The 19,395-nt window shown below is 69.4% G+C and carries 17 protein-coding genes; 12 read left to right on the forward strand and 5 right to left on the reverse strand.

All coding sequences use genetic code 11. The features are described from left to right. The first annotated feature begins 38 nt into the window (after nucleotides 1-38). The 4 genes from B2W79_RS16755 (at nucleotide 39) to B2W79_RS16770 (ending at nucleotide 5,003) form a co-directional block, all read left to right on the forward strand. The gene (locus B2W79_RS16755) at nucleotides 39-476 is read left to right on the forward strand and encodes a hypothetical protein (protein ID WP_292791527.1); all 438 of its coding nucleotides are present in this window, start codon (nucleotides 39-41) and stop codon (nucleotides 474-476) included. Then, nucleotides 473-1,423 carry a bifunctional riboflavin kinase/FAD synthetase gene (locus tag B2W79_RS16760; RefSeq protein WP_071328398.1) on the forward strand — a complete coding sequence of 317 codons (951 nt, stop codon included), beginning with the start codon at nucleotides 473-475 and terminating at the stop codon, nucleotides 1,421-1,423. The genes B2W79_RS16755 and B2W79_RS16760 overlap by 4 nt, the downstream gene beginning before the upstream one ends. Nucleotides 1,424-1,625: 202 nt before the next feature. Further along, nucleotides 1,626-3,770 carry a DEAD/DEAH box helicase gene (locus B2W79_RS16765; RefSeq protein WP_071328399.1) on the forward strand — a complete coding sequence of 715 codons (2,145 nt, stop codon included), beginning with the start codon at nucleotides 1,626-1,628 and terminating at the stop codon, nucleotides 3,768-3,770. 204 nt (nucleotides 3,771-3,974) lie between these two features. After that, nucleotides 3,975-5,003 carry a 6-phosphofructokinase gene (locus B2W79_RS16770; RefSeq protein WP_025103187.1) on the forward strand — a complete coding sequence of 343 codons (1,029 nt, stop codon included), beginning with the start codon at nucleotides 3,975-3,977 and terminating at the stop codon, nucleotides 5,001-5,003. Nucleotides 5,004-5,227: 224 nt separating this feature from the next. On the opposite strand, the gene B2W79_RS16775 is transcribed toward B2W79_RS16770, so the two are convergent. Together B2W79_RS16775 and B2W79_RS16780 are read right to left on the reverse strand one after the other, a co-directional pair. Then, nucleotides 5,228-5,878 (reverse strand): endonuclease domain-containing protein, encoded by a 651-nt coding sequence (locus tag B2W79_RS16775; RefSeq protein WP_292791531.1) that lies wholly within the window; start codon nucleotides 5,876-5,878, stop codon nucleotides 5,228-5,230. A gap of 491 nt (nucleotides 5,879-6,369) precedes the next feature. Next, the gene (locus B2W79_RS16780) at nucleotides 6,370-8,463 is read right to left on the reverse strand and encodes a S9 family peptidase (protein ID WP_292791533.1); all 2,094 of its coding nucleotides are present in this window, start codon (nucleotides 8,461-8,463) and stop codon (nucleotides 6,370-6,372) included. 154 nt (nucleotides 8,464-8,617) lie between these two features. On the opposite strand from B2W79_RS16780, the gene B2W79_RS16785 reads away from it, so the two are divergent. The 4 genes from B2W79_RS16785 to B2W79_RS16800 are packed head-to-tail and all read left to right on the forward strand — an operon-like array spanning nucleotide 8,618 to nucleotide 12,807. Continuing rightward, nucleotides 8,618-9,982 (forward strand): inorganic phosphate transporter, encoded by a 1,365-nt coding sequence (locus B2W79_RS16785; RefSeq protein WP_292791535.1) that lies wholly within the window; start codon nucleotides 8,618-8,620, stop codon nucleotides 9,980-9,982. After that, the gene (locus B2W79_RS16790) at nucleotides 9,979-10,314 is read left to right on the forward strand and encodes a hypothetical protein (RefSeq protein WP_025103191.1); all 336 of its coding nucleotides are present in this window, start codon (nucleotides 9,979-9,981) and stop codon (nucleotides 10,312-10,314) included. The genes B2W79_RS16785 and B2W79_RS16790 overlap by 4 nt, the downstream gene beginning before the upstream one ends. Nucleotides 10,315-10,365: 51 nt before the next feature. Beyond that, nucleotides 10,366-11,295: a phosphodiesterase gene (locus B2W79_RS16795; protein ID WP_292791538.1), complete on the forward strand. Its 930-nt coding sequence runs from the start codon at nucleotides 10,366-10,368 to the stop codon at nucleotides 11,293-11,295. 51 nt (nucleotides 11,296-11,346) lie between these two features. Then, nucleotides 11,347-12,807, forward strand: a complete 1,461-nt coding sequence (locus tag B2W79_RS16800; RefSeq protein ID WP_071328404.1) for an aspartate ammonia-lyase — start codon at nucleotides 11,347-11,349, stop codon at nucleotides 12,805-12,807. A 64-nt stretch (nucleotides 12,808-12,871) separates the two neighbouring features. On the opposite strand, the gene B2W79_RS16805 is transcribed toward B2W79_RS16800, so the two are convergent. Beyond that, complete coding sequence (locus tag B2W79_RS16805; RefSeq protein ID WP_292791541.1) at nucleotides 12,872-13,741, reverse strand: fumarylacetoacetate hydrolase family protein; 870 nt, start codon at nucleotides 13,739-13,741, stop codon at nucleotides 12,872-12,874. 89 nt (nucleotides 13,742-13,830) lie between these two features. Here B2W79_RS16805 and B2W79_RS16810 point away from each other — a divergent pair, with 89 nt between their 5' ends. The 3 genes from B2W79_RS16810 to B2W79_RS16820 all read left to right on the forward strand — a co-directional run bounded on the left by B2W79_RS16810 (nucleotide 13,831) and on the right by B2W79_RS16820 (nucleotide 16,448). Continuing rightward, a complete protein-coding gene (locus B2W79_RS16810; RefSeq protein ID WP_292791544.1) occupies nucleotides 13,831-15,132 on the forward strand; it encodes a PrsW family intramembrane metalloprotease in 1,302 nt (433 codons plus the stop codon). A gap of 214 nt (nucleotides 15,133-15,346) precedes the next feature. Next, a complete protein-coding gene (locus B2W79_RS16815; RefSeq protein WP_025103196.1) occupies nucleotides 15,347-15,715 on the forward strand; it encodes an FKBP-type peptidyl-prolyl cis-trans isomerase in 369 nt (122 codons plus the stop codon). Between the two features lie 178 nt (nucleotides 15,716-15,893). Beyond that, on the forward strand, nucleotides 15,894-16,448 hold the full coding sequence (locus B2W79_RS16820) for a YceI family protein (RefSeq protein WP_025103197.1): 555 nt from the start codon (nucleotides 15,894-15,896) through the stop codon (nucleotides 16,446-16,448). Nucleotides 16,449-16,477: 29 nt separating this feature from the next. Here B2W79_RS16820 and B2W79_RS16825 read toward each other — a convergent pair whose 3' ends face one another. After that, nucleotides 16,478-17,773, reverse strand: coding sequence for an MFS transporter (locus tag B2W79_RS16825; protein ID WP_292791551.1), 1,296 nt, complete (start codon nucleotides 17,771-17,773; stop codon nucleotides 16,478-16,480). Nucleotides 17,774-17,958: 185 nt separating this feature from the next. On the opposite strand from B2W79_RS16825, the gene rpsO reads away from it, so the two are divergent. Then, nucleotides 17,959-18,228, forward strand: coding sequence for a 30S ribosomal protein S15 (gene rpsO, locus B2W79_RS16830; protein ID WP_017203073.1), 270 nt, complete (start codon nucleotides 17,959-17,961; stop codon nucleotides 18,226-18,228). A 99-nt stretch (nucleotides 18,229-18,327) separates the two neighbouring features. Here the strand turns inward: rpsO and B2W79_RS16835 are convergent, their stop codons facing one another. Next, nucleotides 18,328-19,332 carry an isopenicillin N synthase family dioxygenase gene (locus tag B2W79_RS16835; RefSeq protein ID WP_292791565.1) on the reverse strand — a complete coding sequence of 335 codons (1,005 nt, stop codon included), beginning with the start codon at nucleotides 19,330-19,332 and terminating at the stop codon, nucleotides 18,328-18,330. Between the last annotated feature and the right edge of the window lie 63 nt (nucleotides 19,333-19,395).

Genomic DNA, 19,395 nt, shown 5'->3' on the forward strand with positions numbered 1-19,395 from the left:
CGCCGCGGAGCCCACTCGGCTCTAGGATGGAATGCGCTATGAGCTCCACCGCCCCCTCCACTCGGATGACCGGTATCGGTCGTGTCCTGGTGATCGTCTACGCCGTGATGGCGCTGGCGGCCACCGGGCGCAGCTTCGTGCAGATCGTCCGTCGGTTCGACGAGGCCCCGTTGGCCTACAGCCTCTCGGCGCTCGCCGCGGTCGTGTACGTCCTGGCGACGCTCGCGCTCGTCTTCGCGCGTCGTCGCGGCTGGTACACCGTCGCGTGGGTGGCGATCGTGTTCGAGCTCACCGGTGTGCTGGTCGTCGGCGCGCTCAGCCTCGTCCTGCCCGACCTCTTCCAGCACGAGACCGTCTGGTCGCTGTTCGGGCGCGGATACCTCTTCATCCCCCTGGTCCTTCCGATCTTCGGGATCTGGTGGCTGCGCACGCACCGGCCCGTCGACGCCGCGCGTCCGGTCGAGGTCGCCGCGTGATCGTGTTCCGGAGTCCGGACGAGGTGCCGGAGGACTTCGGGCCCAGCGTCGTCGCCATCGGCAAGTTCGACGGCGTGCACGAGGGGCACCGCGCCGTCATCCGCCGCCTGGAGGAGGCTGCCGCGGCCTCGGGGAGCCGGGCCGTCGCCGTCACGTTCGACCGCAACCCCCTCGCCGTGATCCGCCCCGACCGGTGTCCCGAGAACGTCGTGACCGTCGACCGCAAGCTGGAGCTCCTGGGCGAGCTCGGGCTCGACGCGACCCTCGTGCTGACCTTCGACGAGACGCTTGCGGCCCTCAGCGCGGAGGACTTCGTCGCCGATATCCTCGTCGGCGCGCTGCACGTGTCCACCGTCCTCGTGGGCGCCGACTTCCGCTTCGGACACCGGGGCGCGGGCACCCCCGACCTGTTGCGCGATCTCGGTCCCCGGTACGGCTTCACCGTCGAGGTCGTCGACGACGTCTACCTTCCGGGGTCGAGCCGCCGGGTCTCGTCGAGTTGGATCCGCGAGCTCCTGATGGCCGGCGATGTCGTGGAGGCGACTCGCGCCCTCGGGCGATATCCCGACGTGCGCGGCGTCGTCGTCCACGGGCTGAAGCGCGGACGCGAGCTCGGGTTCCCGACTGCCAACCTCTCCACGATCGTCGATGCGTTCGTGCCGGCCGACGGCGTCTACGCCGGCTGGCTCGTCGACCACGACACGGGCATCCGGCATCCGTCGGCGATCTCGGTGGGCACGAACCCGACGTTCGACGACGTGCTCGTGCGGCAGGTCGAGGCGCACGTGCTCGGGGAGACCGGACTCGATCTCTACGGTCACGACGTGACGGTGGAGTTCGTCGCGCGGCTGCGCGGCATGGTCGCCTTCGAGGGCATCGAGAAGCTGATGACCCAGATGGCCGCCGATGTGACGCAGGCCGCGACCATCCTGGACGTGTCCGCGTAACACGACGGCGCCGCGTTCCTGCGGCCGGTGCTCGCGATGACATAGAATGGGATCAGGCTCCCGCCGGTCCCGCACTCATCGCGTGCTCCGGAGGGAAACACCGATCCACAGTCCGCACGGTCCTGGCTCACGCCACACGCGGACGACGAGAACGGCTCGCGGCTCCCCGGAGGCGCCGGAGCCCTTCAGGCTCAGGAGGAGCATGCCGACCACGGCAACCGCCGCCCCGCGGCGTAAGAAGACGTCCCGTCGCGACGACGAGGCACCGCTCATCCCGATCCTCGCGCGCAAGGTGCGCGAGATCGAGGCGAAGTCCCAGCGCGGCAAGCTGGGCCCCACGAACCGCACGAAGTTCCAGGTGATCGCCTTCCTGGTGCGCGAGGAGCGCGCCCGCGTGAAGGCCGATCCCGAGATCACCGACGCGGCCCGTGCCGAGCTGCTCAAGCGCCTCGACGGCGTCGCGACGATCCTCGCGAAGACGGCCGCACGGGACACCTCGCTCATCCAGCTGCTCGAAGCAGACCAGGCCACGTCGCCCGTTGCGAAGCGGATGCGGCGGGACTGGCTGCTCGAGTCCGGCGCGGAGCTCCCGCCGGAGGAGCTCATCATCGCCGACCCTGCGCCCGTGCAGACGCCCGTGGTGCCCGCGGCCATCGCGGAGCGTCAGGTCACCCCGCCCTCGGTGGAGGCCCGTCAGCTGGCCAACCCGTTCCTCGCGCCAGACCTGACCCCGCGACCGGCCAGCACGCCCCGCCGCCGCCTCGATGGCTGGGAGCTCATGGGGCCGCTGTACAAGGCCTTCGAGACCGGCGCGGGCGGTGCGGCGGCCTCGATGGAGCTTCCGCCGGCCCCGGAGTTCGACCACATCTCGCCCAAGGGGCGCGAGGTCATGGTGCACCAGTCGCGTTTCCTCGAGGCTGTGCGCGCCGGCCACCGCAGCTTCCTGCTCGCCGACGAGCCGGGCCTCGGCAAGACGGCGCAGTCGGTGCTCGCGGCCTCCGTCGCCGGCGCCTATCCGCTGCTCGTCGTCGTGCCCAACGTCGTGAAGATGAACTGGGCGCGCGAGGTCGAGCGGTGGACGCCGCAGCGTCGTGCCACGGTCATCCAGGGCGACGGCGACGACATCGACGCCTTCGCCGACGTGTTCATCGTCAACTACGAGATCCTCGACCGTCACATGTCGTGGCTCGCGTCGATCGGCCTGCGCGGCATGGTCGTCGACGAGGCGCACTTCATCAAGAACCTCTCGTCGCAGCGTTCCCAGAACGTGCTGTCGCTCGCGGCGCAGGTGCGCGAGCGCACCCCGGGGCATGATCCGCTCATGCTCGCCCTCACGGGTACCCCGCTCATCAACGACGTCGAGGACTTCGACGCCATCTGGCGTTTCCTCGGCTGGACGAATGGGGAGAAGCCCGGACCCGAGCTCATGGAGAAGCTCGACGCGACGGGACTCACGCCGGCGGACAAGGCCTTCTACCCGGAAGCCCGCGACGCGGTGATCTCGATGGGGATCGTGCGACGGAAGAAGAAGGACGTCGCCGCCGACCTGCCCGACAAGCTCGTCGCCGATCTGCCGGTGCAGCTCGACGACGAGTTCGGCCGCAGCATCCGCCAGGCCGAGCGCGAACTGGGGGAGCGGCTGGCCGCCCGCTACCGTCGCATCATCGAGGCGCGGGGCGACCGAGGACTCGCGCCGGGAGAGATCGACGACGACATCGTCCGCCTCGTGGCGCAGAACGAGCTCGAGGAGTCGAAGGCCGCTGGGACCGGGGGAGACAACGTCTTCACCATGGTGCGCCGCATCGGCCAGGCCAAAGCCCTCCTGGCGGCCGACTACGCCGCGCAGCTGCAGCGGTCGGTCGGCAAGGTCGTGTTCTTCGCGAAGCACATCGACGTCATGGACCAGGCGGAGGCGCACTTCGCCTCGGCGGGCATCCGCGCGGTATCCATCCGCGGTGACCAGACGAGCACGGCGCGGCAGCAGGCCATCGACGATTTCAACGGCGACCCCGAGGTCGGCATCGCGGTGTGCTCGCTCACGGCGGCCGGCGTCGGACTCAACCTGCAGGCGGCGTCGAACGTCGTCCTCGCGGAGCTGTCGTGGACGGCGGCCGAGCAGACGCAGGCCATCGACCGTGTGCACCGCATCGGGCAGGACGAGCCGGTCACGGCGTGGCGGATCATCGCCGCCCACACGATCGACACGAAGATCGCGGAGCTCATCGACCAGAAGCAGGGCCTTGCGGCCCGCGCTCTGGACGGCGAGGCGACGGAGGAGGCGGCGAGCGAGTCGGTGCAGCTGGCGGCGCTCATGCATCTTCTTCGCGAGGCTCTGGGCGGCCGCTGAGACGGCGTCAAGAACGCGGCTTCTTAACGTCGTTCCGCCCGCGACATCCTGTCGCGGCGCGAACTTCGACGGAATCGCTCGTCGTGGCCGTCAAGATCGCCGGTTTTCGACGCGCTCGAATGGCCACGCGAGGGGGCGGCGCGCTAGTGTCGATCGCAGGCACTGTCGCCTCACCCCCATCCCTCGACCTCCGAAGGCAGCAGCATGAAGATCGGCATCCTGACGAGCGGCGGCGACTGCCCCGGACTCAACGCGGTCATCCGCGGCATCGTGCTCAAGGGCACCACGACCTACGACCTCGAGTTCGTCGGCATCCGTGACGGGTGGCGCGGCGTCGTCGAGGGCGACTTCATGCCCCTGACGCGGCATGAGGTGAAGGGCCTGTCCAAGGTGGGCGGCACGATCCTCGGCACATCCCGCACCAACCCGTACGAGGGGGAGCGCGGAGGTGCGGACAACATCGCGAAGACCCTCTACGGGCACAAGATCGACGGCATCGTCGCCATCGGCGGCGAAGGGACCCTCGCCGCGGCGGACCGCCTCGCGAAGGACGGCATCAAGGTGCTCGGCGTCCCGAAGACGATCGACAACGACCTCCGTGCCACCGACTACTCGTTCGGCTTCGACACCGCCGTGAACATCGCCACGGACGCCATGGACCGGCTCCGCACTACCGGCGACTCCCACCAGCGCTGCATGGTCGCCGAGGTCATGGGTCGTCACGTCGGCTGGATCGCCCTGCACGCAGGCATGGCCGCCGGTGCGCACGTCATCTGCATCCCCGAGGTGCCGATGTCGCTGGACGAGATCACCGCTCTGGTCACGAGCGCCCACGATCGCGGTCGCGCACCGCTCGTCGTCGTCTCCGAGGGCTTCAAGCTCGCCGGCATGGACGAGGCCTACAGCGACAAGGGTCTGGATGCGTTCAACCGCCCGCGGCTCGGCGGCATCGGCGACCTGCTCGCCCCCGAGATCGAGCGGATCACGGGCATCGAGACGCGCGCCACGATCCTCGGGCACATCCAGCGCGGCGGCTCGCCGTCGGCGTTCGATCGCGTCCTCGCGACTCGGCTGGGACTGCACGCCGCGGACGCTATCGTCGACGGCGCCTGGGGGCAGATGGTCGCGATGCAGGGCACCGACATCGTCCGCGTTCCGTTCGCCGATGCTCTCGGTGAGCTCAACACGGTGCCCCGCTACCGCTACGACGAGGCCGCCGCCCTCTTCGGCTGACCGCCTCCCGGCTTCAGGCTGACCGCTCAGGCCGCGCAGCTTCAGGCTGACGCGTGGCTTCAGGCATCGTGCTGTCTTTCGTGCCTGAACTCCCGTGAGAGCCTGTGTCCGCGCGGCCGCCTGTTCTCACGGCCCGCGCTGTGTGAGGCCCTCGCGTGGCCTCAGGCATCCTGCTGTCTTTGTCGCCTGAACTCGCGCGAGTGCCTGGGCTTGTGCTCGATCTGCTACCAGCGAGCCGCCGGACGGCTCGCGCGATGGAGGCCCTGCGCGAGCGCGGCTAGGACGGTGTCCTCGACATGACTGTCGTCGACCATGACCTGGTGGTAGTCGAAGCGCAGGACGGTGTAGCCGCGGAGGGCGAGCCTCGCGTCGGCAGCGAGGTCTCGTCGCCGGTCGGCCGCAGCGCTGTGGTGGCGGAAGCCGTCGATCTGGATCGCGAGCCGTTCGCCGATGACACCGTCGAGCGGATGGCCGTCCACCCACACCTGCTGTCGCACGTCGATGCCGATCGCGCGCATCCGTTCGATGAAGACCGTCTCGGGGCCGGAGTCGGACCGGCCGCGGACGGTTCGAGCGAGGCGTTTCGCGGCGTCGCATCGCCATCGCACCCGCGCGAGCGTATCCAGCTCCACCGCCCCGTGGCGGATGGCGGATTCCCAGATCGCGCGGGCCTCGACCGGCGCCCGACATCGCGCGACCTGGAAGAGGACATTCAGGACGGGATCGACCGCCGCGCGCGGATGCGTCGGCACAGGTCCCTGGGCGCAGTGCACCTGGACGCCGCGGCGGTCGAACCGAGAAGCGGTACGGGGGAGGGCGACGTGTACGTCCGTGGCCCCGACATCCCACCATCCGGCGAGAGCCGCAGCGCTCACACAGGTGACTCTCCCGCCAACCGAAGCAGCCGCCCGGCGCCGTGGATCGACATCGGGGATGAGGAGCCACGACCGGCGCACGCGCTCGAGTGTGCCTTCCTGCACCGCGCGACGCATCTGGTATTCGGTGAAACCCGCCTCACGTACGCGCGACGAATGCGCGGATCCCCCCTGCTCTCGAACCCAGCTCTCGACCCTTGTGCGTCTCACCCCTCCACCCTGAGCACTCGCCCGGCCCCCTTCACCGCCGCACCATGCATGGGGATGAGCTTCGCGGGATCCTTGCCCTGTGCAGAACCAGTGGTCGCGTGTGGTCACCACAAGTCGCCGGGATCAGGCAGCGACAGCCCCTCGCGACTGATGTCGCGCGCTTGCCTGAGGCCGCGCGGAAGCCTGAGCCGACGCAGGACGCGTGAGCACAGGCGTGCGCGCGAGATCAGGCAGGGAGAACCACTCGCGCCTGATGCCGCGCGAGGGCCTGATGCCGCGGGTCAGGCGAGGTGGAGGGTGTCGAGCAGCCAGGCGAGCTCGAACGCGCGCTCGCGCCAGGAGTTGTATCGTCCGCTCACGCCCCCGTGCCCCGCGACCATCTCGCACTTGAGCAGCACATCCTTCGCGCCGGCCTCTCGCAGCCGGGCGACCCACTTCGCCGGCTCCACGTAGAGCACGCGGGTGTCGTTCAGCGAGGTCACCGCGAGGATCCTCGGGTACTCCACGCCGTCGCGCACGTTCTCGTACGGCGTGTACGACTTCATGTAGGCGTAGACCTCGGGGTCGTGCAGCGGGTCGCCCCACTCGTCCCACTCGATCACCGTGAGGGGGAGCGAGGGGTCGAGGATCGTGGTCAACGCGTCGACGAACGGCACTCCCGCGAGGATCCCGGCGAACAGCTCCGGAGCGAGGTTGGCTACCGCGCCCATCAGCAGACCGCCCGCGCTCCCGCCTTCCGCGACGAGCTGGGCCGGGGTCGTCGTGCCCTCTTCGACGAGGTGCCGGGCGCAGGCGACGAAGTCCGTGAAGGTGTTTCGCTTGTGCAGGAGCTTGCCCTCCTCGTACCACTGCCGGCCCATCTCGCCGCCGCCGCGCACATGCGCCACGGCGAAGACGACTCCGCGATCCAGTTCCGAGAGTCGGGCGACGGAGAAGCCCGGGTCGATCGAGTGCTCGTACGAGCCGTAGCCGTAGAGGTGGACGGGACGCGCGGTCGCGCCGGGCTCTCCGAAGGAGCGCTTCCAGACGAGCGAGATCGGCACGCGCGTGCCGTCCTCCGCCGTGGCCCATTCCCGCCGCTGTCCGTAGTCGGCGGGGTTGTAGTCGCCGAGTACCGTGACCTGCTTGCGCAGCACGAGCTCCCGCGTCGCGAGGTCGAGCTCATAGACCGTGCCCGGCGTGACGAACGACGTGTAGCCGAGACGCAGGAAGGGAGAGTGCCACTCCGGGTTACCGCTGACACCCGCGGAGTAGAGCGGCTCGTCGAACCGCAGCTCCTCCACCGCGTTTGTCGCGTAGTCCAGCAGTCCGACGCGTTCGAGGCCCTCGCTGCGGTACTCCACCGTGGCGAAGTCGCGGAACGCGTCCACCCCGAGCAGTCGTCGTCCCGGCTGATGCGCGACGACGACGCGGCGCTCGCCCTGCGGGTCGTCCGCCGCCACGGAGACGAGCTCGAAGTCGAGGGCGTCGTCGTTGTGCAGGATGAGGAGCCGGTCCTCGCCGTCGACCACCGCGTGCTCGAGCGAGTACTCCACGCCTTCGCGTCGCGGCCACACCGTGCGCGGCTCCGCGGTGATGTCGCCCGCGAGATCGACGAGGTACTCCTCACTCGTGACGCTGGAGCCCACCCCGATCACGAGGTAGCGACGACTGCGAGTGATCCCGGCGCCGAGCCAGAACTTCTCGTCGGGCTCGTGGAAGAGCGTGATGTCGTCCGACACCGGGGTCCCGAGCCGGTGCAGCCACAGGGTGTCCGGACGCCAGGCGTCGTCGCGGGTCGTGTAGAGGATGCCGGTGCCGTCCGGGGTGAAGAACGCGCCCCCGGTGTTCGGGATCTCGTCGTCGAGGGTGACGCCCGTCTCCAGGTCGCGGACGCGCACGGTGTAGAGCTCGTCGCCCTCGAAATCGGTCGACCACAGCAGCTTCGTCGCATCGTCGGAGGTGTCGAACGCGCCGAGCGAGAAGAACTCGTGCCCCTCCGCCTCGACGTTGCCGTCCAGCAGCACCACCTCGCCGGGCACCGGCACCCCCGGCTCGAGGCGCGGCGGCGTCCAGTCGCCTTCGACGGCGGCGGCGCGGCAGTGGATACCGTACTGCGCACCCTCCTCGGTGCGGCTGTAGTACCACCAGTCTCCGCGTCGCGTCGGCACGGAGAGGTCCGTCTCCTGGACCCGGCCCTTGATCTCCTGGAACAGCGTCTCCCGCAGATCGGCTAGGTGTGCGGTCTCGGCCTCGGTGTGCGCGTTCTCCGCCTCCAGGTGTGCGATGACCTCGGGGGAGTCCTTCGCGCGCAACCACTCGTACGGGTCGTCGACCGTGTCGCCGTGGTGCGTGCGGAGGGTGGAAAGGCGGGCGGCGATCGGGGCGTCAGTCACCGTCCCACGCTATCCCAGGTCGAGTTGACCGGCACGGGGGACGGTGGCAGGATTTACCGGGGCCGGTAAACGGAAGTCAAACCCACGGTGAACTCTTCGTTCGTCACGTCGATCCCGTCGACATCTCCCTCTTCCTCAAGACCGAAAGCGAACGGTGGAAACCGCAGCCCTCATCGTCGTGCTCGTCATCGCGCTGGCACTCTTCTTCGATTTCACGAACGGGTTTCACGACACCGCGAACGCGATGGCGACGCCCATCGCGACCGGGGCGCTCAAGCCCAAGACCGCGGTTCTCCTGGCCGCCCTGCTGAACCTCGTCGGCGCCTTCCTGTCGACGGAGGTGTCCAAGACCATCTCCGGCGGCATCATCCAGGAGGATGCGATCATCGCCGCAGGGGCGGAGCTGTTCCTCTCGCTGATCTTCGCTGGACTCATCGGCGCGATCACCTGGAACATGCTGACCTGGCTGCTCGGCCTTCCGTCCAGCTCCTCCCACGCCCTCTTCGGCGGTCTGATCGGCGCGACGCTCGTGGGTGCCGGCCTCGGGGGCATCGATTTCGGCGCCGTGCTGTCCAAGATCGTCCTCCCCGCTCTCATCGCCCCGATCACTGCCGGCATCATCGCGTACGTCGCGACGAAGATCGCCTACTCGGTCACCCGTCGTTATGACGGCAAGCCCGACGGGCGCGACGGCTTCCGCTGGGGGCAGATCTTCACGTCCTCTCTCGTCGCCCTGGCGCACGGCACCAACGACGCGCAGAAGACGATGGGTGTCATCACCCTCGCGATGATCACGATCGGCTGGCAGTCCGGTGCGCACCATGAGCCCGAACTCTGGGTCATCGTCGCCTGTGCCTTCACGATCGCCCTCGGCACGTATCTCGGTGGCTGGCGCATCATCCGCACGCTGGGCAAGGGCCTGACCGACGTCAAGCCGGCACAGGGCTTCGCGGCCGAGAGCTCGACGGCAGCGACGATCCTCGCCTCCAGCGCCCTCGGCTTCGCCCTCTCCACCACGCAGGTGGCCTCGGGATCGGTCATCGGATCGGGTCTCGGTCGCCGCGGCTCGACGGTCCGCTGGCGGACGGCCGGCCGCATCGGCGTCGGCTGGCTGCTGACACTGCCCGCAGCCGGAGGCGTCGGCGCCCTGGCGGCGCTGCTCGTCGTCTGGCTCGGTCCCTGGGGCGTGGCCATCGACGCCGTGCTCGCCGTGGTGATCATCCTCGGGCTGTACATGCGTTCCCGGAGGAACGCCGTCACGCCGGCCAATGCCATGAGCGACGTCGCCGAGTCCCACCTCGCCGTCGAGGTCCCCGACACCCCGCCCCCCACGCGTCGTCAGCAGCGCATCGCCCAGGCGAAGGCCGAGGCGAAGGCCCGCGCCGAGGCCAAGGAGAAGGCGAAGGCCGAGGCCAAGGACAAGGCGAAGAAGAAGGCCAAGGCCAAGGCCGACGCGAAGGCCGCGAAGACCGGCAGCGTCTCCTCGTCCGATACGTCGCAGAACGGGGACTCGGCATGAACGTCACGATCGACTGGATCGCCTTTCTGCAGGTGTTCGCCGCCGCGCTCATCGGCGCCGCCGCCATCGTCACCTTCTACGCCCTGGGTCTGCGTCTGCTCGTGCGCAGCGGGCGAGCGCCCGTCGTGAGCCCCGCGGAGTTCACCGACGCCATCACGGTGATCTCCGAGAAGGAGCTCAAGCGGGCCGCCAAGCAGGCGGCGAAGGCGGCGAGGAAGAGCCCGCTCACCGAAGGGCAGAAGACCCTCGCCCTCGTGGGCGCCTACGGCTGCTTCGTGCTCTGCGGGGCCGCGGTCATCGCCGGCATCCTGCTCATCGTCGTCGGACACTGAGCGTCCGGCGCGCCAAGGAGGAGCGTCGGCGCCCGCCCCTAGGCTGAGGGCATGTCCGCACTCAACGGAACGCCCCCGGTCTTCGGCCGGTACGCCCCCGCCTCCCACGTCCTGATCCATGTCAGCGACCCGCACTTCCTGGCCGGCGGTGCCGCGCTGGGGGGACGGTACGACGTCGAGCGCACGTTCGCGCGGACGCTCGAGGCGATCCGCGCCGTGCATCCCGCTCCCGCCGCCATCGTGATCACCGGGGACCTCGCCGACCTCGGCGAGCCGGATGCGTACCGCCGGCTCCGCGCCGCGATCGAGCCGGTCGCCGCCGAACTCGGCGCACCCGTGGTCTGGGTCGCGGGCAACCACGACGATCGCCCGGCGCTGCGCGAGGTCCTCCTCGACGCCGAGCCCACCGAGGAGCCGGTCACCGGGGTGTGGGATCTCGACGGGTTGCGCCTCGTGGCCCTCGACACCAGCGTTCCGGGCTGGCACCACGGCGACCTCGATCCGGCCCAGCTCGCGTGGCTCGCCGAGGTCCTCGCCGAGCCCGCGCCGCACGGCACGATCCTGGCGATGCATCATCCGCCGCTGCCCAGCCATCTGCCGCTGTTCGACATTCTCGAGCTCCGTCATCAGGACGAGCTCGCCGCCGTCATCCGCGGCACCGACGTCCGCGGCATCCTCGCCGGCCACCTGCACTACTCCGCACACGGTCTGTTCGCCGGCGTCCCGGTGAGCGTGGCGTCCGCGACCTGCTACACGATGAACGTCGCCCGTCCGGCGGCGGAGGTGAACGGCATGGACGCCGCCCAGGCCTTCCAGCTCGTGCACGTGCGGCCGGAGACCCTCACGCACACGGTCGTCCCGGTGGTCGACGCGCCGACCGGCGACTACTTCTCGGAGGAGTGGATCGCCCGGATGGCGGCGTTGACCCCGGAAGAGCGCCTGGAGGCGTTCTCCCGGAAGTCCCCGCAGGGACCGGCGTAGACTGGTCGCATCCCCCACTTTTCCGTTCGCCACGACCCACGAGGATGTGACATGGCTTCTGCCGCGCCCGCCAATACACGCACTGAGACCGATTCGCTGGGGAGCATGGAGATTCCCGCCGACGCGTACTGGGGGATCCACACCGCCCGCGCCGACGCGAACTTCCCGATCACGAAGCGCCCCATCTCGGTGTACCCCGAACTCGTGATCGCGCTCGCGATGGTGAAGCAGGCCAGCGCCAGGGCCAACAAGGAGATCGGCGTCCTCGACGCCGAACGGGCCGACCTCATCGACCGCGCGGCGCAGCGCGTCATCGACGGCGAGTTCCACGACCAGTTCACAGTCGGCGTCATCCAGGGCGGCGCCGGCACCTCGACGAACATGAACGCGAACGAGGTCATCACCAACATCGCCCTCGAGATGGCCGGACGCGAGAAGGGCGACTACGCCTTCCTCTCTCCGATCGACCACACGAACCGCAGCCAGTCGACCAACGACGTCTACCCGACCGCGGTCAAGATCGGCCTTTCGCTGACGCTGCGCTCGCTGCTCGACGAACTGGACGCGCTGCGCGTCGCGTTCCTCGGGAAGGCGGGGGAGTTCCACGACATCCTCAAGGTCGGCCGCACGCAGCTCCAGGACGCCGTGCCCATGACGCTCGGCCAGGAGTTCCACGGTTTCGCCACGACCCTGGGTGAGGACCACAGCCGCCTCACCGAGAACGCCTCCCTCATGTTCGAGATCAACATGGGTGCGACCGCCATCGGCACCGGCATCACGACCCACCCCGACTACGCGCCGGCGGTGCTGAAGCACCTGCGCGAGATCACCGGGCTCGACCTCGAGACGGCGACCGACCTCGTCGAATCCACGAGCGACACGGGCGCCTTCATGTCGTTCTCCTCGTCGCTCAAGCGGAACGCCATCAAGCTCTCGAAGATCTGCAACGACCTGCGCCTGCTGTCGTCGGGTCCGCAGGCGGGCCTGGGCGAGATCAACCTGCCGGCGCGGCAGGCCGGCTCCAGCATCATGCCCGGCAAGGTCAACCCGGTGATCCCGGAGGTCGTGAACCAGGTGGCGTTCGCCGTGGTCGGCGCCGACATGACCGTGACCATGGCCGTCGAGGGCGGTCAGCTCCAGCTCAACGCCTTCGAGCCCGTCATCGCGCACTCGATCTTCCAGTCGATCACCTGGATGCGTCAGGCCATGTGGACGCTGCGCGTGAACTGCGTCGAGGGCATCACGGCCAACCGCGACCGCCTGGGCGCGATGGTCGGCGCGTCGGTCGGCGTCATCACGGCGCTCACGCCCTTCATCGGCTACGCGGCGGCCGCGGCTCTGGCCAAGACCGCTCTGCTGACCAACCGCAACGTCGCCGACCTGGTGGTCGAGGCCGGGCTCATGTCGCGCGACGAGGTGACCAAGCAGCTCTCTCCCGCCCGCCTGTCGGGGCTGGAGGCGGTCACCGCGGCCATCCCGATCGTCACCCCCGACGACCTCATCCAGATCTGAGCGTCGACCGGATACGCGAAGGGGACGGGAGCGCGCAGCTCCCGTCCCCTTCGTCGTGTCCGGGTCAGTCGAGGATACGGCAGTGCGTCGTGAGCTCGCCGATCCCGTCGATGCCGACCGTGACGGTCGAGCGGTCGCGGAGGAAGATCTGCGGATCGCGGGAGTAGCCGGCCCCGCCGGGGCTGCCCGTCGAGATCAGGGTGCCGGGCAGCAGCGTGAGCGACTGGGAGAGGTGGGCGATGAGCTTCGCCACCGAGCGCACCATCTGGTCGGTACTGGCGTCCTGCACGGTGTGTCCGTCGACGACGGTCCAGATGTGGAGGTCCTGCGGGTCGGCGATCTCGTCGGCGGTCACCACGAACGGGCCGGTCGGGGTGAAGCCGTCGAACGACTTGCAGCGGGACCACTGCGCCTCGGAGAACTGGATGTTCCGCGCGGTGATGTCGTTGACCACCGTGTAGCCCCATACGTGCGTCAGGGCGTCGGCCTCCGGGACGTCCTTCGCGGGGGTGCCGATGAGCACGCCCAGCTCGGCCTCGTAGTCGACGGCCTCGCTGAGGCTCCGGGGCCAGGAGGTCGTCTGGTCGTGCCCGGTGAGCGAGTTGGGCCACAGGGTGAAGACCGTCGGCGCCGCGTCGGTCTTCAGGCCGAGCTCACTGGAGTGCGCGGCGTAGTTGAGGCCGACGGCGAGCACGGCGGGCGGGCCGATCACCGCGGAGGCGAAGCCCCAACCGTTCAGAGGGTGACGCGGAGCGTCGCCGTCGCGCAGGGCCGTGCGGAGCTCGTCGAGTCCGGCGTCTCCCCGCTCGATCAGCTGCTGCAGGGTGGCAGGCGCGTCGGACAGGAGATCGGAGACGAGGATGGCGTCCGAGCCCTCCACCACGGCGAGAACCGCACGAGGGGAGTCTGGACGGCGCAGGTGAGCGAACCGCATGCTTCTACGCTACCGGGTGCGTGCGGCTCGTCGGGTGGAGGAAGGCCCCAGAGCCCGGCGCGGATGCTTGTGCCCCATAAGCTTTGACCATGACCTTCGGAGGACCGTCCGACCCCCACCAGCCCGAGCGGTACACGCCCCCGTCCGCGCCATCCGCGCAGCCGAGCGCGTACTCCGCCGCGCAGTACGCACAGTCCCCGTACCTGCCGCCGTCGTTCGGACAGCAGCCGGGCTACGCCTCTGCGCTCGCGCAGCCGACGCCCTACACGCCGCCGGCCCCGGTCGCGCCGTCGCCCGCGGAGTCGCTCCCGGCTCTCCCGGTGCCGAACAGGAAGGGCCGCACGATCTCGCTGTGGCTGTTCGGCTTCCTCGGGTTCCTCCTTCTCGCGCTCATCGGCTACTTCGGCTGGGCGCTCGGACCGACCGCCTCGGTGATCGGGCTCGTCCTGGCGTTGATCCCGCTCACCGTCGTCTTCCTCGGGGTGCGCATGATCGACCGCTGGGAGCCGGAGCCCAAGCGACTGGTCGCGTTCGCGATCGCCTGGGGTGCCGTCGCCGCCGTCGGTCTCACGCTCCTCGTCGACATCGGCCTCACGATGCTTCTCGGCATCCGCTCCGAGGAGTTCTCGGCGGTGATCCAGGCGCCCATCGTCGAGGAGTTCTGGAAGGGCCTCGGGGTCTTCCTTATCTTCCTGCTCGCGCGACGGTCCTTCGACGGTCCGGTCGACGGCGTCGTCTACGGGGCGCTCGTCGGTGCGGGCTTCGCGTTCACCGAGAACATCCAGTACTTCGCCATCAGCCTGATCGAGGGCGGCGGAGAGCAGCTCGGCGTCACGTTCATCGTCCGGGCGGTGCTGTCGCCGTTCGCCCACGCGATGTTCACCTCGCTGACCGGGTTCGCCATCGGCCTCGTCGCCCGCCGTCATGCGTCCGCGGGTGCGGCGGCCGGAGCCGGCCTGCTCGGCATGGTCGGAGCGATCCTCCTGCACGGGTTGTGGAACGGGTCGGCGACCTTTGCCGACTTCTTCGGGCTCTACTTCACGCTGCAGGTGCCGCTGTTCATCGGCTTCATCCTCGGGATCATCGCCCTGCGCCGGGAGGAGGCCCGGCTCACCCGGGCGCGCCTGGCCGAGTATGCCGCCGCCGGCTGGTTCACGCCGGAGGAGGTCACCATGTTGGCGACGCCGTCCGGACGCAAGGCGGGGCTCGCCTGGGCGGCGCAGCTGCGTGGTGATCGCCGGCCGCTGATGCGCGAGTTCATCAAGGACGCGACGGCTCTGGCCGCCGTCCGCCAGCGGGCGATCACCGGTCGCGACCCGCTCGCGGTCGAAGACGAGCGTGCCCTGCTGATCCGGACGAGGGCGGCACGAGCGGCGCTGCTGGCCTACTGAGCGGCACGCCCGGAGACAGACTCAGCGCCCGGTGCTGCGGCGATGCCTGCATGTCTCCCGGGCGCTGAGTTGATCTGCCACCAGGGTGCACCCGGCCCCGGGGATGTGTCAAGAGCCTCCGCGCCGGGGCGGTGGAGGCGGCTCGACGAGGTGTTCGCTGTGAGCAGGTGCGGTCGCGTTGACCGGGCGCGCGACGGTCGGGTTGGATGGAGCCATGACTGATCGCACAAAGCCCGAGTTCGACGCCCCGACCGGCCCTGCGCCCGCAGAACTGGTCATCCGCGACATCATCGAGGGTGACGGTGCCGAGGCCAAGCCCGGCGACACCGTCACCGTCCACTACGCCGGTGTGGAGTTCGAATCCGGCGAGGAGTTCGACTCGTCGTGGGGTCGCGGCGAGACCATCCAGTTCCCGCTCCGCGGCCTGATCCAGGGCTGGCAGGACGGAATCCCCGGCATGAAGGTGGGCGGTCGTCGCGAGCTGATCATCCCGCCGCACCTCGCCTACGGCCCGGCCGGGGGCGGGCACTTCCTCTCCGGCAAGACGCTGATCTTCATCATCGACCTCGTCGCCGTCGGCTGACGGCCTCGTTCGGAAGCGCCCCGCACCCTGTGGTGCGGGGCGCTTTCGATGTCTCCGGACTTTCTGCTCGACACGGGAATACATGCGAGTGAATGTATGTTGTGGGAAGGGTGCCGCGGACCATCGCGGCGCCATCCCTTTCGCCGCCACCGCGGCCGACGACTCCTGAGGAGCATTCATGAGCAGCATCGACATCCCCGGTTACCGTCCCGGCACCTGGGTCCTCGACCCGTCCCACAGCGAGGTGACCTTCAGCGTCCGTCACATGATGATCTCCAAGGTGCGCGGCACCTTCGGCGTGAAGAGCGCGACGCTCGTGGCCCCGGAGAACCCCCTCGACGCCAAGGTCGAGGCTTCCGTCGACGTGACCTCCGTCGACACGAAGGACGAGGGCCGTGACCAGCACCTGCGCTCCGCCGACTTCTTCGACACCGAGAACTTCCCGACCATGGACTTCGTCTCGACCGGCGCGCGCGTCGAGGGCGGCGACTTCCTCGTGGACGGCGACCTCACCATCCGCGGCATCACCAAGCCCGTCACCTTCGAGCTCGACTTCGGCGGCTTCGGCAGCGACCCGTGGGGCAACTACAAGGCCGGTGCCTCCGCCAAGACGGTCATCAACCGTGAGGACTTCGGCCTCACCTGGAACGCCGCGCTGGAGACCGGCGGCGTGCTCGTCGGCAAGGACGTCACGATCACGCTCGACCTCCAGGGTGCGCTGCAGCAGGACTGACGCGCAGACCTCTCCGAACCCCGGGCCCGTCAGGGCTCGGGGTTCTCTGCGTCGTAGGCGCGGAACCGGGGGTGTCGTCGGGCGAGGAGCGCGACGAGGGCGATCACCAGGATCCCGCCGAGCAGCGGGGGGAACCACAGGGAGGTCAGCGTCGCGAGCGTCCCGGCGTACAGGGCGCCGACGCGCGGACCTCCGGTCACCACCACGACGAACAGGCCCTGCAGGCGTCCGCGCATGGCGTCCGGTACCGCCGCCTGCATCATGGTGTTGCGGTAGATCGAGCTCACGTTGTCCGAGGCCCCGGAGAGGGCCAGCGCCACGCAGGCCGCGACGATCAGTGCGACGTGCGGCCGGTCCTCGCCGGTGGGTGTCCCGGAGAAGGCGCCGATCAGGAGGACGAGGCCGAACAGGGCGATCGCGGCGCCGTAGGCCTCGATCGCGCGGGCGATCCCACGGCCGTGCCACCGGTACTGCACCACACGGCCGGAGAACAGGCTCGAGGAGAAGGTGCCTACGGCGACCGCCGCCGTGAGGATGCCGGTCGTGAACGCCCCGCCGCCCAGGATCACGGTGCCCAGCGCCGGGAAGAGGACGAGCGGCTGCCCGAACGTCATGGCAGTGATGTCCATCACGTACTGCATCCGGATGTTGCCCGCCCGGCGGAGGAAGCGCCAGCCGTCGACGAGCGAGGCGAGGCCGGGGCGCACGATGTCGCCCTCGGGGCGCAGAGCGGGGAGGGTCCACAGGCCGAGGAACATCGACAGCATGAGCACGACGTCGATCGTGTAGGTCCAGCCGTATCCGGTGAGGGCCACGAGGAGCCCGGCCAGGGCGGGGCCGGCCATGACCGTGAGTCCGAAGGCGACGCCGTTGAGCGCGGACGCGGCCGCGAGCATCCGGCGGGGGATGAGTCGGGGGACGATCGCCGTCCGCGTGGCCATCCCGACGGAGTTCGCCGCCGAGTTCACGATGCTCAGCGCGTACAGCCACCAGATCGTCTCCGTCCCCGTCCACGTGAGCGCGGCGAGGAGCGCGGTGGAGGCGAAGGTCACGGTGGCCGCGATCAGCGCGACCCGCCGGCGGTCGAACGCATCGGCGAGCATGCCGCCGTAGAGGCCTGCGAGGACCATAGGGAGAAGGCCGGCGACGGCGATCATCGAGACGGCGAACGTGCTCGCAGTCAGATCGAACACGTGCAGCATCACGGTCACGATGGTGAGTTGACCGCCGATGCCGGCGAGGGTGGAGCCGATCCACATCCGGGCGAAGGCCGGACTCGCCTTCAGCGGGGTGAGGTCGATCAGATGGCCGCGGCGGGAGCTCACAGGGCGATCTTCTTCTGCACATCCCGAGCCTAGTTGACCGGTGCGCCTCGCTCCGGACCCCGTGTCCCGCCATGGTCGTTCGGGCTGGTAGACTCGTCAGGTTGCCGTTCGATCGGCCGCGGATAAAGAGAGCTCACGCATCAGGCGTCGGGCGCCGCGCAACAAGCAGAGAGGGGATCGAATCTATGGCACTGGAAGCAGACGTCAAGAAGGCGATCATCGAAGAGTACGCGACGCACCCCGGTGACACCGGATCCCCCGAGGTGCAGGCCGCGATGCTGACGCAGCGCATCAAGGACCTCACCGAGCACCTGAAGGAGCACAAGCACGACCACCACTCGCGTCGTGGTCTGTTCCTGCTCGTGGGTCAGCGCCGTCGTCTGCTCGGCTACCTCCAGAGCGTCGACATCGAGCGCTACCGCTCGCTGATCGCACGCCTTGGTCTTCGCCGATAAGGCACCACGGACCCAGCGTTCAATCGCGCAGAACATTCTTGAGAAGGCCGCCCCACGGTGTGGGGCGGCCTTCGTCATTTACGCGCGGTGTGGATCCGCTCAGGCGGTCGTCTGCACCAGGTCGGGGTGGTGGATGGCTGCCACGTCGGGGTGCGCCCGCAGGCGGGACTTCATGGCGTTCTCGCCGTAGGTCGCGTGGATCGGATTGCTCGGGTCCTCGGTGACGCCGGTCGCCTCGGCGGCGAGCTCGGCGGGGAGCTCGAGGAGCGGCAGCTGCTGGTCGAGTGCGGGGTTGAAGAAGAACGGGATCGAGATCCGCTCTTCCGGCGCCCGCGGCGAGATCACGCGGTGGTTCGTGGCCTTGAGGTATCCGCCGGTGGCGTACTCCAGCAGCTCGCCGATGTTGACCACGAAGGCGCCGGGCACCGGGGGAGCCGACACCCACTCGCCGTCACGCTCGACCTGGAGTCCGCCCTTGCCGGGTTCGACCCAGAGCAGCGTCAGCACCCCGGAGTCCTTGTGCGCACCCACCCCCTGCTGCGGCTCCGGCTCGTTCGTGCCCGGGTACCGCACGATCTTGATCAGGGTCGACGGCTCGCGGAACGGCTCGTCGAAGTAGGTCTCCTCCGCTCCGAGGGTGAGAGCCCAGGCGCGCAGGAGCTTGCGGGCGATCTCGGTCAGGGTGTCGTGCCACTCCGTGACGATCTCCTTCAGCTCCGGCTGCGCGGCGGGCCAGAGGTTCGGGCCGGTGAGGCGGTTGAAGACGGGCCCACCCTCGACCGGCTCACGTTCGGGGCCGATGTCGATCTGTTCGCGCCAGTCGACCTTGCCCTGGGTCCGCTCGCCGCCGATCCGGGTGTAGCCCCGGAAGTGCGGGCTGTTGACGTTCTCGATCGCGAGCTTGTCCTCCTCCGGCAGTGCGAAGAAGTCGAGGGCGGCCTGGTGCAGCCGCGCCTCCAGCTCCGGCGAGATCCCGGTGCCGGTCAGGTAGAAGAAGCCGACGTCGTGGGTGGCCGCGCGGAGGTCGTCGCGGAAGCGCGCCGCGGCCTCGGGGCCGTCGTCGAGCTGGGACAGGTCGAGGATGGGGAGCGAGAGTTCAGCCATGGACCGAGGCTATGTCGCGGATGAGCCCCGAGGATGCTCTGTTGCACTCCATTACTTCGGTCT

The sequence above is a fragment of the Microbacterium sp. UBA7513 genome, assembly GCF_002478345.1.
Lineage (GTDB): Bacteria > Actinomycetota > Actinomycetes > Actinomycetales > Microbacteriaceae > Microbacterium.

Bases quoted from the DNA above. Each gene is read 5' to 3' on its own strand.
- B2W79_RS16800 (WP_071328404.1), top strand. From the start codon at position 11,347: ATGGCTTCTGCCGCGCCCGCCAATACACGCACTGAGACCGATTCGCTG.
- B2W79_RS16805 (WP_292791541.1), bottom strand. From the start codon at position 13,741: ATGCGGTTCGCTCACCTGCGCCGTCCAGACTCCCCTCGTGCGGTTCTC.
- B2W79_RS16770 (WP_025103187.1), top strand. From the start codon at position 3,975: ATGAAGATCGGCATCCTGACGAGCGGCGGCGACTGCCCCGGACTCAAC.
- B2W79_RS16835 (WP_292791565.1), bottom strand. From the start codon at position 19,332: ATGGCTGAACTCTCGCTCCCCATCCTCGACCTGTCCCAGCTCGACGAC.
- B2W79_RS16755 (WP_292791527.1), top strand. From the start codon at position 39: ATGAGCTCCACCGCCCCCTCCACTCGGATGACCGGTATCGGTCGTGTC.
- B2W79_RS16790 (WP_025103191.1), top strand. From the start codon at position 9,979: ATGAACGTCACGATCGACTGGATCGCCTTTCTGCAGGTGTTCGCCGCC.
- B2W79_RS16765 (WP_071328399.1), top strand. From the start codon at position 1,626: ATGCCGACCACGGCAACCGCCGCCCCGCGGCGTAAGAAGACGTCCCGT.
- B2W79_RS16815 (WP_025103196.1), top strand. From the start codon at position 15,347: ATGACTGATCGCACAAAGCCCGAGTTCGACGCCCCGACCGGCCCTGCG.
- B2W79_RS16795 (WP_292791538.1), top strand. From the start codon at position 10,366: ATGTCCGCACTCAACGGAACGCCCCCGGTCTTCGGCCGGTACGCCCCC.
- rpsO (WP_017203073.1), top strand. From the start codon at position 17,959: ATGGCACTGGAAGCAGACGTCAAGAAGGCGATCATCGAAGAGTACGCG.
- B2W79_RS16820 (WP_025103197.1), top strand. From the start codon at position 15,894: ATGAGCAGCATCGACATCCCCGGTTACCGTCCCGGCACCTGGGTCCTC.
- B2W79_RS16810 (WP_292791544.1), top strand. From the start codon at position 13,831: ATGACCTTCGGAGGACCGTCCGACCCCCACCAGCCCGAGCGGTACACG.